Annotated in this window: 9 protein-coding genes; 4 read left to right on the top strand and 5 right to left on the bottom strand. The window is 40.0% G+C overall.

Features of this window, described 5'->3' with window-relative positions; translation table 11 throughout:
- The first annotated feature begins 110 nt into the window (after window positions 1-110).
- A complete protein-coding gene (locus tag B4Z90_RS06355) occupies window positions 111-3,992 on the top strand; it encodes a hybrid sensor histidine kinase/response regulator transcription factor (protein WP_286801602.1) in 3,882 nt (1,293 codons plus the stop codon).
- Between the two features lie 126 nt (window positions 3,993-4,118).
- On the opposite strand, the gene B4Z90_RS06350 is transcribed toward B4Z90_RS06355, so the two are convergent.
- Window positions 4,119-5,366: a glycoside hydrolase family 88 protein gene (locus tag B4Z90_RS06350; RefSeq protein WP_070561558.1), complete on the bottom strand. Its 1,248-nt coding sequence runs from the start codon at window positions 5,364-5,366 to the stop codon at window positions 4,119-4,121.
- 151 nt (window positions 5,367-5,517) lie between these two features.
- On the bottom strand, window positions 5,518-7,662 hold the full coding sequence (locus tag B4Z90_RS06345) for a glycosyl hydrolase family 95 catalytic domain-containing protein (RefSeq protein ID WP_286801601.1): 2,145 nt from the start codon (window positions 7,660-7,662) through the stop codon (window positions 5,518-5,520).
- Between the two features lie 383 nt (window positions 7,663-8,045).
- Here B4Z90_RS06345 and B4Z90_RS06340 point away from each other — a divergent pair, with 383 nt between their 5' ends.
- From B4Z90_RS06340 to B4Z90_RS06330, 3 genes are all read left to right on the top strand, one after another.
- Window positions 8,046-9,314: a Gfo/Idh/MocA family oxidoreductase gene (locus B4Z90_RS06340; RefSeq protein WP_046674856.1), complete on the top strand. Its 1,269-nt coding sequence runs from the start codon at window positions 8,046-8,048 to the stop codon at window positions 9,312-9,314.
- Between the two features lie 12 nt (window positions 9,315-9,326).
- A complete protein-coding gene (locus tag B4Z90_RS06335; RefSeq protein WP_286709452.1) occupies window positions 9,327-12,728 on the top strand; it encodes a DUF1080 domain-containing protein in 3,402 nt (1,133 codons plus the stop codon).
- Window positions 12,729-12,879: 151 nt separating this feature from the next.
- Window positions 12,880-14,130 carry an ROK family transcriptional regulator gene (locus B4Z90_RS06330; protein ID WP_046674854.1) on the top strand — a complete coding sequence of 417 codons (1,251 nt, stop codon included), beginning with the start codon at window positions 12,880-12,882 and terminating at the stop codon, window positions 14,128-14,130.
- Here the strand turns inward: B4Z90_RS06330 and B4Z90_RS06325 are convergent.
- The 3 genes from B4Z90_RS06325 to B4Z90_RS06315 form a co-directional block, all read right to left on the bottom strand.
- Window positions 14,127-14,486 carry a CoA-binding protein gene (locus B4Z90_RS06325; RefSeq protein ID WP_046674853.1) on the bottom strand — a complete coding sequence of 120 codons (360 nt, stop codon included), beginning with the start codon at window positions 14,484-14,486 and terminating at the stop codon, window positions 14,127-14,129. The two genes, B4Z90_RS06330 and B4Z90_RS06325, sit on opposite strands and share 4 nt — an antisense overlap.
- Window positions 14,487-14,610: 124 nt before the next feature.
- Window positions 14,611-15,801 (bottom strand): serine hydrolase domain-containing protein, encoded by a 1,191-nt coding sequence (locus tag B4Z90_RS06320; RefSeq protein WP_286801600.1) that lies wholly within the window; start codon window positions 15,799-15,801, stop codon window positions 14,611-14,613.
- Window positions 15,802-16,183: 382 nt separating this feature from the next.
- Window positions 16,184-17,815, bottom strand: coding sequence for a pyruvate dehydrogenase complex dihydrolipoamide acetyltransferase (locus B4Z90_RS06315; protein ID WP_115047021.1), 1,632 nt, complete (start codon window positions 17,813-17,815; stop codon window positions 16,184-16,186).
- Window positions 17,816-17,825: the final 10 nt, after the last annotated feature.

The following is a 17,825-nucleotide window of genomic DNA, read 5'->3' as shown; positions in this document are numbered from 1 at the left end:
AATTGGTTGTTTAACTAGGCCAAAGATGGGCCTATACGCAAATTAAGAGGGGTGAAATTCATAAATATTTGGGGGTAAAATCTTAAATTTGATCCAAATACCCCATAACCATGAACATATTGCCTATTTTATCGCGACAATTTCTGCTGTTGATATCCATCATTTCCCTTTGTCATGCTCAGGATCTTAAGTTTGAGACACTGAGCCAGGAGAATGTGTTGGATAAACAGGCAGTATTAACAATTGCGCAGGATAAACAGGGTAAACTTTGGTTCGGTGGTGGCGCTAACCTATTTGTATATGACTCCCAGAATATCACCAATATTTTAGTACAGGATACCGTCTTTAAAAAGATAGATTATATTAATAAGATTGGCATCAACGAAAAAAATCATCTTTTCATCGCTACGGCAACCCAACTATTCATTTTCGACATCGACAAACGTAAAGCTGTATTTAAACAAGGAAAACCTTTTCAGGAAAAAATTGTCATCACCGACATCCAGTTTTTATCAGACCAGATATTTCTATGCACTGACAAGGGGCTTTATCAGGCAATCCCGACAGCCGGCTCCTACAATCTCAAGAGAATCCTCGACCGCCCCCGAGTGCAATCGATCATCCAAACCAGCCCCAACACCTATACAGTAGCAAGTTATAAGGGCATCGAGTCTTTTTCATGGCAAAATAATCAGATCTTCCATATCCAGAATCTGATGTTTCCCCCGCTGCCGTTAAAAGAACGTATTTTCAGTGCCCAATATTTCCATCAAGGTATCTTGTGGGTTGGCACAAAATTGCACGGAATATTCCAATACAACTTCATTGATAAAAAATGGAATAACTTAACAGAATCAAACAGCAACCTACTGAGCAATAACATCAGAAAAATAGTCCCAACCAAACAAGGAGATCTCTTGATCGGTACACTAAAAGGACTCTCCATCTTTAACGGCTCGCCACATTTCCTAAACTATAAACACAATACCTCCGTCAAAAACTCATTGAGTCAAAATTCCATCTATGATATCTTCATAGATCGCCAACAGATCACTTGGATAGGAACTTATTTTGGAGGAATCAATGCCATCTACCCCGATCTCATCCCCATACAGCATTACTCAACACGTTCGCACACTGCTCTCAGCCTCAGTAGCGATATCACCGGCAGTTTTGCTGAGTCAGAAAATGCGTTTTGGATCGGAACAGAAGAAGAAGGAATCAACAAAATTGACAAAATAACTGGAGTAACTTCACCTTTATCAAAATTAACCCAGTCAAACCTGATCAAGGACCTCTATGTTCGCGATAATAAAATCTACGCGGCACAATATGGCGGCGGCTATTCCATTATCGATGCACAATCTGGAAATGCACAGCATTTTTACCTCGAAAAAGAACTCCTAAATCTCAAAAATAACATCTACAGCATTTACGTCGATCCGACACACCGTATTTACCTTGGAACCAACAAAGGGCTCTATATCGTGGAGCCAGGAAAACCTGCAACGTATCATGCTGCATTAAAAACAGGTACAATTGATGATATCCAAGCTGATCATAAACAGCAGACCTATTTTCTTAGAGGCGGGACACTTTTTCGCAAAAAACCGAATGAATCAAACATACGACCAATAAAACAGCTTGATACATTAGCCCTGGGTGGATTTTATGTGCATCCGAATGGTGACATCTGGCTGACGTCAAAAGAAGATCTTTATCATCTTGATCAGCACGATAAGCTTACCAAAGTATCACGTTTTCCAAACAATTCCTTAGGCTGGCCCATCATTGTGAACAATCAAGTGTGGCTTACAAGTAAAAATGGATTAATATGCTACAATCCCAAAACAAAACAGCGTTACCTCCTGAATCAATATGACGGTTTACCGGTCAAAAATCTACTTGGTGCCAAAGTCTTTGCCAGCAAAGCAGGAACACTATTCGTCACGACACTAAATGGTGTAGTTTCTCTAGATACCCGAAAAATTATCTTTAATCAGAACATCCCCGAAGTACTCTTTCGAAATATCTTTCTCGAAGACACGCCATTGAACTACGGACGTTTACAGAAAACGTCGGACCCCAACAGCTACCAGCTCAAACTCCGACACGATGAAAACTTTGTAACGATTAATTTCTCAGGTTCCAATTTCATCAAACCGCAGAAGAACAGATACCGCTATAAGCTCGAAGGTTTCGACAAGGATTGGGTTGAAACAAATACCCCCTCTATACGATATACCAATATTCCTACAGGTATGCACACCTTGACCATTTTCGCCAGTAACAACGATGGTATCTGGAGCAGCATACCCCTGCGGATCAATATCGATATTAAACCTCCCTTTTGGAGGACCTGGTGGGCCTATCTTTTGTATGCCGGCTTGTTTACTCTCGGTGTACATTTTGTTATCAAGTTTGTTGTCGAACGTGAGATGTTGATCAACTCAGAACGGGAACAGGAAAAGAAAATAAAGTTCTTCACACAGATATCCCACGAAATCCGTACACCACTGACTTTGATAACGGCTCCTTTGGATGAAATTATTTCCGAAACAGCCAATCTTACTTCTACCCAGAACAAGGTAAAACGGATAAAAAAGAATGCCAGTAAACTCCTGGGTGTTATCAACGAGCTACTGGATTTTAAAAAATTAGATGACAAACACTTTGTACTGAAGAAAACAGACATCTCTTTTCGGGAATATATAGAAGATACATTCTACCTATTAAATGACCTTGCAAAAGCAAAACACCTCAACTACTATATCCGGCAGCTGGACGCTGTGGGGCTACAATCCATAGATACTGTACAATTTGATAAAGTCATGTTTAACCTCTTATCAAATGCGATCAAGTACACACCAGAACATGGCACAGTTTATCTGGATCTTATCGAAAATGATCACACAATAGCGATCAGTATTATCGATAATGGTATCGGTATCGCTACCGACAACCAATTTAAAATATTTGAAGAGTACTATCGTGAAGAACAGGCTAATGACGTGATCGGAACAGGTATTGGTCTAGCACTTACCAAACAAATTGTGCAGCAGCACGAAGGAGATATTCGCTGCTCAACGATGAATGATGAAAAAGGCCAATGGACTGTATTTACTGTTAGTCTCCGCAAGCAAATAAACCAAAAAACCGGAGTTATACCGCTAGAAATATTAACAAAAGAGACAGAGGAAGCAAACACAACGAATTTAGGCACGCTGGATATTTCCTTAAAGCAGACCATCTTGATTGTAGAGGACAATAGCGAATTATTAGCAGCCGTTGTCAGTCTATTTGAGGAGAGCTTCAGCATTATTACTGCTGTCAATGGTGAGGAAGCCCTTTCTAAAGCATTGGAATATATCCCTGATCTGATTATTTCGGATCTGATGATGCCTTACATGGACGGTGCTCAGCTATGCCAGGCCATTAAAACAAATATGACGACCTGCCATATACCATTCATCTTGCTGACTGCTGTAACCGACAACGATTCCCAAACTTTGGCCTTAGAGCATGGCGCAAACATCTATTTGACAAAACCTTTCGACAATAAACAGCTTTTTCTTTCTGCACACAATCTCATAGCGGTCAGTCAGAAAAGAAGCAAGGAATTTGAAGTCAAAACGGCTATATTCGACAATGAACTCGATGCACAATTTATCTCATCCCTAAATCAGTTGATTGAAGAAAATATCCAATCAGATGGCTTTGATGTCAATTTTATAGCGCGAACAATGGGAATGAGCGCACCAATCCTCTATCGCAAGCTAAAAGCCATATCCAATTTGTCACTCAACAATTATGTAAAAACGTATAGGCTAAACAAAGCGAAAGAGTTACTAACATCCGCAATGAATATCAGTGAAATCGCTTATGCCGTAGGCTTTTCCGACAGGAAATACTTCAGTAAGGAATTTAAAAAACAGTTCGGATACAATCCGTCAGAGCAAACAACAAATTCTAGCCAGACCACTGAAACTTAGTGATATTTCAAAGTAGTCTAGATCCTATCCCATAAAAAAAGAGATGTCTCTAACATCTCTTTTTTTATCTATACCTGTGTACTTAAAACGAGTTAATTTATCAACGACAAGCTTTCTTTGATGGTCCTATTTAGCGATCTCTTTGATCATTGGCTCTCCTGACAATAGGCGTTGATAACGCACCAAGGCTTCAACATAGTAATAATCTGCATAAGTCAAAGGCACATCGATTTCGGAATTCAATGGCAACGCTCCAACACTATGTTGTAAAATGTAACCGCCATTTTGACCATAAGGAGCAAGATAAGGCGCCTTCGACAGGTTTTTAAGAATAATTTCTGCTTTGTTAAAATAGTTCACAGCCTCACTTCCCTTTGTGTATTGCGAAAGTTCTAATAAAGCCGATGCATACAATGCCGCTGCCGACACATCCCGAAGGTCCTTATTTGGATACATTTTGTCCGACTGCGCAATTTTATCTTTATCAAAATCCCAGTAAGGAACCAGATCAGCAGGCATATTTGGGTTACTTAAGATATATTTTGCGATTTGCTGTGCCTGCTTCAAAAATTCTTTCTTCTTGGTTTCGCGATACATCATCGTATAACCATAGAGTGCCCATCCCTGCCCTCTTGACCATGCCGATTCATCAAATGCACCCTGATGTGTTTTTTTTCCAATAGCCTTACCAGTCTTCTTATCATAATCGATCACATGGTAGGAACTATAATCTTTTCTGAAGTGATTTTTCAAGGTTGTTTCGGCATGAGCTACCGCAATGTCATAGAATTTTTTATCTCCAGTCATTTTAGATACCTGTGTCAAAAATTCCAAATTCATCATGTTATCAATGATTACAGGATATTGCCATGATCCGTGATCCCAAGAACGAATTGTTTTGGTAACGGGACTATAGCGAGATGCTAGGGAATTCGCACCAGTGCTGAGTATCGGCTCATACTTTTGCGTATCTCCCGTGAGACGAAGTGCATTTCCAAAACTACAGAATAACATAAATCCTAAGTCATGCGTACCCTTGTTGTTCTTTTCTTTCTCCAGATACGTCAATTTCTCAGTTGCTTTCTTTAATAATCCCTCATCTTTGGTGCCTTCATATAAATACAGCAATGTCCCCGGATAGAAGCCCGAACACCACCAACTGGATGAAGAAAATACCTCTTTCCCATTTTCGAAAGTTTTTGGAAACTTTTCTGCCGGCGTTTCATTCGCCAGGACTTTTATTTGCTTTGCTGCAGCATCTAACTGTTGCTGAATGAACTCTTTGGATAGATTCGGTTTTGCTGTTTGGGCCTGAACGACAGTCGAAGTGCCCAAAACGGCCAATAATAACACAGAAAGTTGTTTTAATTTCATTATTTTTTATTCGTTTATTTTTATTTGGTCAGCGCATGAGCGCGTCAATTCTATAGTTAAATAATCAGCTCTTTTCTCCATTTTAATATGGAGCGTGGGTTCAAAGCATCTGCCTATCCAGCTTTTCCTGTCTTCCTTTCTCTAAGCTCGATTATCCATGTGCGTTGATCAAAGCGACTGCTCCCTTATCGAGCTGCAGATCAATTATTCCGTCTTGCGCTACAGTAAAGGTACCTTTTCCCTGTATTTTTACCTCTGGTGTTCCGATATCGGATTTTAAACGTAGACGACCGCCATATTGACTTCGGATTTGGATGCCGACCGTTTTTCCATTTTTACGCTCCGCTGATACGAGATTTCCACCATCTGTCAAAAAATTGGTAAAGGAAACATCCTTCCATTTAGAAGGAATTGCAGGAAACACACGTAATATGCCATTCCAATACTGCATACACAGTTCTTGAATACTCGCCATCGCTGCGAGTGGGGTTTCTATCACCGGACCGCTTTCGGCATATAGTGTATTGGATTTAATATATTTCTGTAACAAAACATCCAGCGAAGCCAAAGCCGAATCTCCTCTCCCCATCATGGCATACATTGAGGCAGCACCCGTAAATGAATAGCCCTGTAACCATTGCTTTTGGCTCTGCCAATGTGCAATAGAACGTTCAATAAGCGCTTGGTTATTTGCCTGATCCCAGTTTATGTCGTAAAACGGATAAATCATCATGAGATGCGAATAATGACGATGCGACTCACCATAGGGAAGGTCTCTTGCGATCATAAAGCCATCGGCATCTTGTGGATAATCAATCAAGTTGGCTAACACGTCTTTCCAGACCGCATAAAGTTTATCCTTGCCGCCTCTTTCTTGATCCAGCTCTATAAGTGTCTTGAGTCCCCACCTGAAAATGGAAAGATCATAATTTGTATCATAAGCATAACCTTTAGGGTATTCCGGTGAATAGGTTTTCACCCCGATATGGTATTTACCCTGTTGGTCCTTTTGCAATAAGTGCAAATGATAATTTATAGCTTCCTTCAGTAGCGGGAACAAGCGATCATATACTTCCTGAGAAAGGGTCGCTCGATAATACTGATAATAACTATGCAGAAGCCAAACGAGATTTCCCAATTCTTTTTCTCCATCGGAAGCGCCTTCCAGCGCAACATTTTTTGCCAGAAGAACCGGACTCCATAAACTTGGTCCCGAGGAGCGACCTACAGCCAAACTATTATAGCGATAAGGCTCGGGAACATTTTGTCTTAGCTTATCTTTATTTCGATCAATCATCTGGATCAACGAGTTTGCAATACCGAGCTGGTTGGCTTTGAAAACTGGTGAATAAGCAAGTTGCATATTAAGATTAAGCCAGTAAGCTGGCCAAGGAGTTGGACTCGTCCATGGCCCCTGTAAATCCATGGCGGGTTTATCTGACCTTGTTGCACTGGCAAGCTTATACAGTTGCATATCATAAAACCGCTGATAAACCGTATCTGGCAATTCTAGCGTCGATGCCTTAAAATAGTTTGTCCACCACTTGCGATGGGATGCCAGTCCTTTCGTTAACTGTAGAGCATTAAAATTCCGAACATAATGAATCGCCTTTTTGAAATAAGCAGTCCCATGCTGGCTATAATCTACAGTAATTAAATAGGTATCCACTTCTTTATCAGATTTGCTCCAATAAGCCGTTACATACCCTCCCCCCGCTAAGAGAGGCTGGTCAAAATATTTAATTCCGCCTTGTGTACCAAAACTGCCTTTTGGATTTGTCGGATAGTTTTTCGGTTTTTTCGTATAGCTGAATCCCATCCTTGGGCTGATGGCTTCGTCGGGTTTCCATGTAAGCTGGTAATTCCCGTTAAAATCTTTTTTAAATACCTCCAGCAAGATAATATTGTCATTCGATAAGGTGGTTGTCCGAATTCTCATTATGCCCTTATCCGTGCTGACTTTCGCCTCTGCATAAGCATCTTTTAAATAAATTTCTCCTTGTGCCTGTACAATCGGGCTTTCAAATTCCATTTCAAAATGACCTAACGACATACGCGCCTGATCAAACAATTTATCGGCCGAATTCGCGCGATGATCATAAACATCAGTTCGTCCAATATCCACACGCATTGAATTCTTGCCGGCTAAGTAAGTCATCGTTCCCAGTAGACCATTTCCGGTAAATACACCTTCATAGATCGTATGACCCAACACGGGAATTCTAAATTGAGCTGATCCTCCAAATGGCCGGCATAGGATGCAAACGAGTAAAAATAGTATTCTTAGATTCATCATTAGGATTTAATGCTATCAGAGCGACCATAAAGATGCTGGATTATTCGACTGAAATCAAGCCTCTTTTACGAAAACGATTGAGAAAAATTGATCGGTAGGGCTTTCCGAATCTATCCGACAGGTCGGTTACCAAGCTGAAATGTAACAATTTAGCAGACACAATGACGTGGCATAGGCAAAAATTGGACACTATATATGAAAGAAATGAATTCAACAGTATTCTTTTGTTATTTTTTAATAAAACACAAATAAACAATACGTAAAATTTTAGTTATCAGTTTACATTTATCAGTTTTTTATCTATTTTTAAGATTAAATATCCAATGCCGTTATTTTTAACAGCCTAATAGTGGATCAATTATAAAACAACTAATCCAACCAAAATGAAAGAACAGAATTCATCAAGGCGTGATTTCATAAAAAAATCCGTGGTCGGTGCTGCGGCATTTTCTATTGTACCACGCTTTGTACTCGGAGGACAGGGCTATCTTGCTCCGAGCGACCATCTAACCAAAGGTGTAATTGGTGTCGGCAATATGGGGCGTGGACACTTTGGCTACGCCGGAACTAAAACAGTAGCTATTTGTGATGTGGACAAAACCCATCTGGCGGCAGCACAAGCAGACTTAGGCGGTGGTGTGAAGGAATACCATGACTTTAGGGAGTTGATTAAATCTCCGGAAGTAGATATCGTACATATTGCTACTCCGCCACATTGGCATGGACTGATGTCCATTGAAGCGGCAAAAGCAGGAAAAGATATCTGGTGTGAAAAACCGATGACACGCACTATCGGTGAAGGTAAAAAAGTGAAAGAAGCCATTGCACAGCATGGTAATATCTTTCGTTTAAATACCTGGTTTCGTTTTAAGGATGATTTTTATGGAATGAATGTTCCCGTAAGCAAAATCAAAAAATTAGTTGATACAGGGATGTTGGGTTGGCCTTTGAAAGTGACGATAAGCAAACATACGGGCTTTGACTGGAAATTTTATTGGGTAGGAAAGGAAAACCTACCGGAAGAGAAAGTACCAGCGGAACTTGACTACGATTTTTGGCTAGGCCCAGCACCATACAAACCTTATAATAAGCACCGTGTACATACGACCTTTAGAGGATATTGGGATTATGATGGCGGCGGCCTAGGAGATATGGGACAACACTATATGGATCCTGTTCAATACTTCTTAGGAAAAGACAACGAAAGTCCCGTTACTGTTGACGTTGATGCTCCGCAGCAACATCCGGATGCCGTGGGCACATGGAGACGAATTACATTTACCTATGCCGATGGTTGTCAGATCATTCTAGATGGTGAAGCGAAAGATGAAAAGGCAGCCTATATTGAAGGTCCAAAAGGTAAATTATATCGAGGGTTTCAATCAGATATACCAGATTTGGAAAGAAAACTTGCACAATATCCTGAACCAGCACCACAGATTACCGACTTCCTGGAATCTGTGCGCACAAGAGAAAAGTTTGCACTGAATGAAATCAATGGACACCGTTCTTGTACTTTGGTCAACATGGGGTTAGCAGCATTGCGACTAAACAGATCATTAAAATACGACTCTCAAAACGAGCTATTTATTAATGATGACGCCGCAAATAGATTGATTCACCAACCAATGAGAGGCCCTTGGTCTATTTAAAAAGAAATCCCAATGAAAAGAATATTCAATTCGCTGACTGTATTGCTTCTTATATCTAGTGCAACTTACGCTCAGCAACCACAAAATAGAACGACTGCAACCAAAATAGCAGACGTATTGGCACAGCAGCCTGCCGAAGAAAAAGAAAAATTTTTGCTTGCCATGCATGAGTTGGAAGGTTTTTCGTCTGACGACGTTGTCACTTTCCTCAAGGGACTTAAAGCACCGGGAAGCAATAATGCTCCGATAGAATTTGCAGCAAACAGCTATTCATTCTATGTAAATCAACCAGGTAAAGAACAGCATAAAAGAGTTTTTGTTGAAGGTTTGGCAAAATCCATCTCGCAATTGAGTGAACCAACAAATCAGGTCTTTGCCCTACGCCTATTACGTCAATGTGCAGATAATACCGCTATACCCGCTGTCGCAAATTGCTTGGCAAACGATTATCTTGCCGATGCTGCAGCGAGAACTCTGGTATCTATTCGTACCCCTGAGTCGACAGCAGCATTAGAAAAAGCTTTAGCTGCGTCAACGACAGAGAAAACTGCTATTGCCTTAGTTACTGCACTCGGAGATTTAAAGGATAAAAATGCTGAAAATGCTATTTTGGGATTGACCAAAAAATATAATTCGGACGGTTTTCAACGGACAGCATTAATCGCATTAAGCAAAATAGGTGGCACAGCTTCTGAATCGCTGTTCCAGGAAAAACTAACTGCTGCAGGTTACAGCTACGACAAATTTGATGCGGTTGGTCTTGGTATCGACTATGCCCAAGCATTGATCGACAATAAGCATGATCAAGACGCAATCAAGTTTCTGAACAAATTTTTCCAAGAATCCCAAAAAGCCAAATCAATCAACGGTCAAATTGCATCGCTTAAATTATTGACAACTCTTGACCCGGCGAAACAACAAAAGAACTTATTAGCAGCAGTTAAGAGCGATAATGGTGCTTACCGTAACATTGCTTTACAATTACTCGGAAAATACGGAAAGGGCAGCGACGCAAAAAGCTTGCTTGCTTTAGCAAGCAAGGGTACGCCTGAAGTTCAAGAAAGTGTATTGAACTACTTAGCCCACAATGGTTCGGCAAGCAGTTTAAAACTAATCCAGGCGTTAGTAAATAAAACACAATCTCCAGTAACTAAATTAGCTGGATTAAGTGCACTAAATACACTATCACAGGGAAAAGAAACCAATACTTTAATCCAGGCTCTCAACACAGATCAACAGTTCAACAATTCGGTAAAGGCGTTGATCCTATCATCTAAAGATGCAAATGTTGTTACCGATGTCAACAATGCGCTCGCCACGGTAGATGACGACAAAAAGATTCAATTACTGGATATTTTAAGTAAACGTTCCAACAATGCGTCATCCAAAGCTGTATTAGCAATAAAGAGTTCAAATCCTGCTGTCGAAGAAGCGATCAACAAAGCACTTCCCAATGTTGCCCAGGAGTCGGATTTAGAAGAACTATTCAATAGGCTAAACAATACGACAGATAATAAATCTGCCGTTCTATTGCAGCGTGCCATTGTCAATGTGATTCAGTCAAGCACAAATTCAAAAGGATTAACAGAAAAACTAGCAACTAATATAGCGAAATCAGCAGCGCCTAATACCGCTAAATATTTCCCTATTTTTGCTGGGCTTGGTGACGCACAGTCATTGAAAGCTGTAACTGCATACCTTAACAATAATAATACAAGTCTACGGTCAGCAGCAATTGAATCTTTGGCTGGCTGGTCTTCCTCCAACGCACTTCCAGAATTGGTATCTCTTTCCCGAACAGAAAAAGACGATAATCTGTTCAATACGGTATACCGGGGATTAATTAAATCAATTTCTTCTTCTTCGAATACGCCTGAACAGAAAACGTTGTTATTAAGAGATGCATTCAGCGTTGCCAAAACAGCAGATCAGAAAAAAGCAGCATTATCGGTGTTACAACCTACAGGAACATACCAGTCTTTAGTTTTTGCCGCCGACTTAATGAACGATGCACAACTGGGCGGAACTGCTGCCAATGTAGCAATGAACATTGCAATGGACAACAAGTTCTATGGAAAAAAGGTCAGAGAGGTTCTTGAACAGGTAATCGGTAAATTGTCGGGTAGTGAAAGTGGATACCTTAAAGAAGCCGTTGTTCGCTATCTCGCTGAAATGCCCATCAAAGAGGGTTACGTTTCGATGTTCAATGGTAAAGACCTAAGTGGCTGGAAAGGTTTGGTAGCGGATCCGATCAAACGTAGTAAGATGAACGAGAAAACTTTAGCAGCAGAACAAGCTAAAGCCGATGACATCATGCGCAAAGGCTGGACAGCATCCAATGGCGAAATTACCTTCAGTGGTAAAGGAGATAACCTGGCTACCGTAAAAAAATATGGCGATTTTGAAATGCTTGTAGATTGGAAATTGGAGAACTATGGTGGTATAGAAGGTGATGCCGGTATTTACTTGAGAGGTACTCCACAAGTACAGATTTGGGATATTGCGAATACAAGAGTCGGTGCCCAAGTTGGCTCTGGTGGATTATATAACAACCAGAAAAATGAAAGCAAACCATTGAAGGTTGCCGACAATGCTACCGGCGAATGGAATACGTTTAAAATCAAAATGGTAGACGATAAAGTCACGGTTTGGTTAAATGGACAGTTAGTAACTGATAATATTCCTCTTGAAAACTATTGGGATAGAAACCAATCCATTTTCCCTACCGAACAAATTGAGTTACAAGCGCATGGTTCAGTTGTTTATTATAGAGATCTTTTTATCAAGGAATTCCCAAGAAAGCAAATCTTTAAATTGAGCGATCAAGAGAAAAAAGAAGGTTTTGAAGTACTTTTTGATGGAACAAACCTCGACAAGTGGACAGAAAACCAAGCCTATGTCATCAATGACGAAGGTTATATCTGGGTGTATCCAAATGCAAAATTTGGTGGAAACCTCTACACAAAAGAAGAATACGCAGACTTCATTTATCGCTTCGACTTCAAATTGACCCCTGGTGCCAACAATGGTGTGGGAATAAGGGCTCCTCTAGAGGGGGACGCCGCATATGAGGCAATGGAAATCCAGGTACTTGATGATGGCGCAGATGTTTATAAAGACTTGAAGCAATACCAATATCACGGTTCGATTTATGGTGTTGTTCCTGCCAAAAAAGGTCATTTAAAACCTGTAGGTGAATGGAACTCCGAGGAAATAGTCGTGAAAGGAAATCGTATCAAAGTTACACTAAATGGCGCTGTTATTGTTGATGCGGATATCGCCGAGGCAAGCAAAAACGGAACCTTGGATGGCAAACAACATCCTGGACTTAAACGAACCTCTGGTCATATCGGGTTCCTTGGACACGGTACCGAAGTATTCTTTAAAGATATTCGAGTAAAAAAACTCAAATAGTCTTAACTTATACGTAGAAAGGGGATAAGGAATCTTATCCCCTTTTTGCTAATTAGCCCACTTGTTTGTCAAGTGAGAAAAATAACCAAATGATTCCAAAACTTTTGCTAAATTAAAGCCCTGAGGATTCTATTTCAAAATATGATGTTTTATGACTAAAGCCGTAAACTTACTGATTAACAAAAAATTGGAGAGTAAACCTGAAAAGAAAAATCTGTTCAATAAAATCTCCATTATAAAATTAATAGCCGAATTAGGATCTGTATCGGTAAATGACATTGTAAAAAACCTCTATTTAAGCCTGCCTACGGTGAATAGCCTCATTGCAGAGTTGCTGGAAGATGATTTTATCCGTCAATTTGACAAAGGAGAATCTATTGGCGGACGTAAACCCAATTTATATAAGCTATGTGATGGATTGTTTCAGGTGCTTTCGATTGAGCTCCAACGTTTCTCTATCACTATGAGCATAATGGACAACAACCAGAACATTATTGCTGAAACTGTTGAGCTGGATAATGAATTATCTCGCAATGGAGAAAATCTAGCCGCTATCACACAAATCGTTGATCAATATCTTATCGATAAATCAGTTGATATCGAGAACCTAACAGGGATTATCATTGGTATGCCTGGGCTAATCAACGCTGAAGAAGGTACCAACGAGACTTTTTTACATGACGACAATCAATCCATAACAAATTATTTTGAGCGCATATATAAAAAACCAGTCTTCATTCTCAATGACGTCAAAGGCGCTGCTTATGCTGAATTGAAATTTGGATTGGCAAAAAACACAAAAAACAGTTTAATTATCCTAATGGATTGGGGGATTGGTTTAGGAATCGTGTCCAATGGCGAAGTCTATCTGGGACGTGATGGCTACTCCGGCGAAGTGGGACATATGCCCTTTATCGATAATGGCGAACTATGCTACTGTGGGAAAAGAGGTTGTTTGGAAACCGTAGCTTCCGGAATTGCTTTAGTCAACAATGCGAAACAGGAAATCCAGAAAGGAGAGCTGACTAAATTAAACGAATTGCAACCCGATGAATTACAACATTTAACACCAACGCATATTATTGAAGCTGCAAACAAAGGTGATCAATTTGCAATAAACCAGATTTCAAAACTAGGGACAAATCTAGGGAAAGCATTTGCATCCTTGATACAGCTCCTCAACCCCGAATTGATCGTATTGGGGGGGAAAATTGCAAAAGCAAATGAACTGATCACGATTCCGATACAGCAAGCCATCAATTCTTATACCATGGCAATATTGAAGGAACATTGTGACATAAAAGTGTCAAGCCTAAATCTCGACAGCAATACCGTGGGACTTACAAATTATTTTATCACAAAGTATCTGTCGGTTGAGTTGCTTCATAAATCCAAAATCTAAAACTGCCCTGTACTCAACAAAACAAGAGTGCAGGCTCTTTCTGTCTTAATACCATGCTCCATCGCGAGCTGTTCCAATGCTGAATTCTCTGCCCCTGGATTAAATATTATTCTTTTTGGCTTCGTCGCTAATATATAATCGTAATATTCTTTCTGATTAGGCTCGCTAAGATACATTGTCACCGTATCAATATCTGTATAGATCTCACCTTTCTTTTCAATGGCAACTCCAGCGGCTTCTCCTCCACTCAAGCCAATATTGACGATTGCATGCCCATGTTTATGAAGCATATTTGCCGCTTTATTCGAATAACGTGAAGGATTGGTGCTAGCACCCAAAATCAATGTTTTTTTCATCCCTTTATATATCTTTTGTATTTACTTATTACACGCTCACTCAAGGCATTTAGATTATCTTCTCTGCATTCTAGTTTACGATAAAAAAGATAATCTAAATGCTCCGAGTAGCATCGCTCAGAAATTACTCATCGATGATAAAATCACCATGGGTGCTATAGGCATTTTTACGCAATACCGGCATTCCCATGATTTTATAAAGCTCATCCAATTTGACCAAGCTTCCATTGGTCATATTAGAAAGTAAAACAATAACAATGTTTCTTTTTAAATCTCTTACATAAATATGTCTAAAACCGTGCCACCAGCCTGTATGGTATACGATATGATCATTACCATGCTCAAAGGTACGCCAACCATAACCATAGCTAAAAATTCCTTTTTTGGCATCGGGATATCCTCGGTATGCTGAATCCAATGTTGACTGCTTTAACAATCGTCCATCTCTTAAAGCCAGATCAAAACGATAAAGGTCACGCACTGTACTATAAATTCCTTTGTCACCAAGCGGTCCATCCTGAAAATTTTGCACCACCGATCTTCGCCATACCTTATCATGCCCGATAACGTTGGTCGGAATTTTATCATACACGGCCTTAGAGAGTGCGGCTGTATTTGTCATTCCGGCAACATTGAATACGCTATCTTTCATATACGTCGCATAATCTTGCTTTGATATCTTTTCAATAATGGCCCCTAAGACCATAAAGTTCGAATTATTGTAAAAGAAACGGCCTCCTGGCGCACCATAGCGATTAGGCTTAAATTCGGTCAGCATTTTCATCACATCTTGATTTGTCATTCCTTTCTTGCGATCAGGCCAATGTTCCTCCGAAAAATAAACGTAATTAGGTAATCCCGAGCGGTGTGTCAATAACATTTTTATGGTAATACCAGGATAAGGAAAATCCGGATAGAAGTCATTGATCGTTTGATCGAGACGTAGCTTTCCTGCCTCCACTAACTTCAAAATTCCGACAGCTGTTAACGGTTTAGAAACTGAAGCGAGTTCAAATTTGTCATCTATTTTTAGACTATCCCGTTTTAAGTAATTGGCCCAGCCGAATGTATTCTGATATAAGATTTTCCCATCTTTAGCAACAAGAACGTTCCCATTGAATGCAGCTTTTGAATGAAGGTTTTTCATAAAAGCATCGATTTTCTGATCTGCATTATTTGGATTATAGACGAGTCTCGTGCTATCTGCTTTTGCCTGCGCTATTGCTGCTTCCTTCTGTTTTTTCTCTTTTGAACTACAAGCCACTGTAGATACCATCAAAAGAGCGACCATTCCCTTTAAAAAAAATAATTTCACTATACTAAGTCTCCCGGATTTTTGTGTTTTATGTATTGTTTATCAATAAATACCTCCTATTTCCTTTGTTCTAAACAACATTAAATTATTGAAGCTCGTAATAGAAGGACCAGCCTACTGATAATAATGCTAAAATGAAGATTTTAGTATAAAAAAACGAATTTTTCACCACAATAATTGATATTCATCGGATATGTTACCTTTTTTATGTGCGCAGTCTCTTTCACTCTAGCAACGGACAACCTGGGCTTACTTCAAACAAATGGATAACGATGGAAAACTATAGGTAAAAAAACTTTTCCCTATCATAAGATTAACCAATTAAGGCCATAAAAAAAGCCACCTTATTACTAAAGTGGCTTTTAATTCCTCAACTAAAGGATTATGCTAATAATCTTACTGGATTTTCAACCAAAGATTTTAATGTTTGCAAAAATGCAGCTCCAGTTGCACCATCGACCACGCGGTGATCACAACCCAATGTCACTTTCATTACATTACCAGGAACTACAGCACCGTTTTTAACAACAGGAACTGCTTGAATAGCACCAACAGAAAGGATTGCTCCATCTGGTGAGTTGATAATGGATGTAAATTCGTCAATTCCAAACATACCTAAGTTGGACACCGTAAATGTAGATCCTTCCCAATCGGCAGGCTGTAATTTTTTAGCTTTCGCTTTTTGAGCGAAGTCTTTCACCTCTGCAGAGATATGCGACAATGATTTACCATCTGCAAAACGCACAACAGGGACTAATAAACCATCTTCAACAGCCATTGCAACACCAATGTTGGTATGCTCATTGAAACGGATTTTATCACCTTGCCATGAAGAGTTTACGGCAGGATGTTTTTTCAAGGCAACAGCAACAGCTTTTACAACGATATCATTGAAAGAAACTTTTACTGGAGCAACCTCATTAATCTGCGCACGAGCAGCCATTGCATTGTCCATGTCAATTGATACAGTCAAATAGAAGTGTGGAGCTGTAAACAATGACTCTGCTAGACGACGCGCAATAGTTTTACGCATTTGGTTAACTGGTTTTTCAGTATAACGCTCTTCACCAACAAATGTAGGTAAAGTGATTGCTTTTGCTTCTGTTGCAGGAGCGGCTGCAGCTTTTGTTTCCGCAGGTTGTGCAGCAACAGGAACAAATGATTCTACGTCTTTCTTCACAATACGGCCACCATCTGCGGAACCTTTGATATCACTTAAGTTGATACCTTTCTCCTGTGCAATTTTACGTGCTAAAGGAGAAGCTTTCACACGAGAATCATCGCTTGAAGTCGATGCTACCGGTGCGGCAGTTACAGCAGCAGCTGAGTCAGCTTTAGGAGCTTCAGCAGTTTCTGCCTTTGCAGGTGCAGATTTTTGATTTAACAAAGGTGTGATATCAGTTCCTGCAGGACCAACGATCGCGATGATGTCGTTAACCTTTGCCGCTTGTCCAGCTTCAAGGCCAACATATAATAAAGTACCATCAGCATAAGCTGTAACTTCCATTGTCGCTTTATCAGTTTCTACATCAGCAATAGCATCGTCAGATTTAATCGTATCACCAACTTTGAAGTTCCATTGCGCAATGACACCCTCTTTCATGGTATCACTTAACAAAGGCATTGTAATTACCGTACATCCCAATTCCTCAGGAGTTACAGTACTAGCCGAAGATTCTGGACCAGAAACTTCTTCTGCTTTTTTTTCTTCTGTTTTTTCCGGTGCTTTTTCAGCTGCAGGCGCATCACCGCTCAACAATGCTTGAAAATCTTCACCTGGCTCACCTAAAACAGCAATAACAGCATCAATAGCTACTGCTTCGCCTTCTTTAGGACCAATATATAAAAGAGTTCCTTCTTGGTAAGACTCAAAGTCCATTGTAGCTTTATCTGTTTCAATCTCAGCTACTAAATCACCAGAATTTACTTTATCACCAACTTTTTTGTGCCATTTCGCGATGACCCCTTCGGTCATTGTATCGCTCATTTTCGGCATTCTTACTACTTCAGCCATTCTTTATTAT

The organism is Sphingobacterium sp. UBA5639, from assembly GCF_002421245.1.
GTDB lineage: Bacteria > Bacteroidota > Bacteroidia > Sphingobacteriales > Sphingobacteriaceae > Sphingobacterium > Sphingobacterium multivorum.
This window is presented reverse-complemented; position numbering and strand designations above follow the sequence as displayed.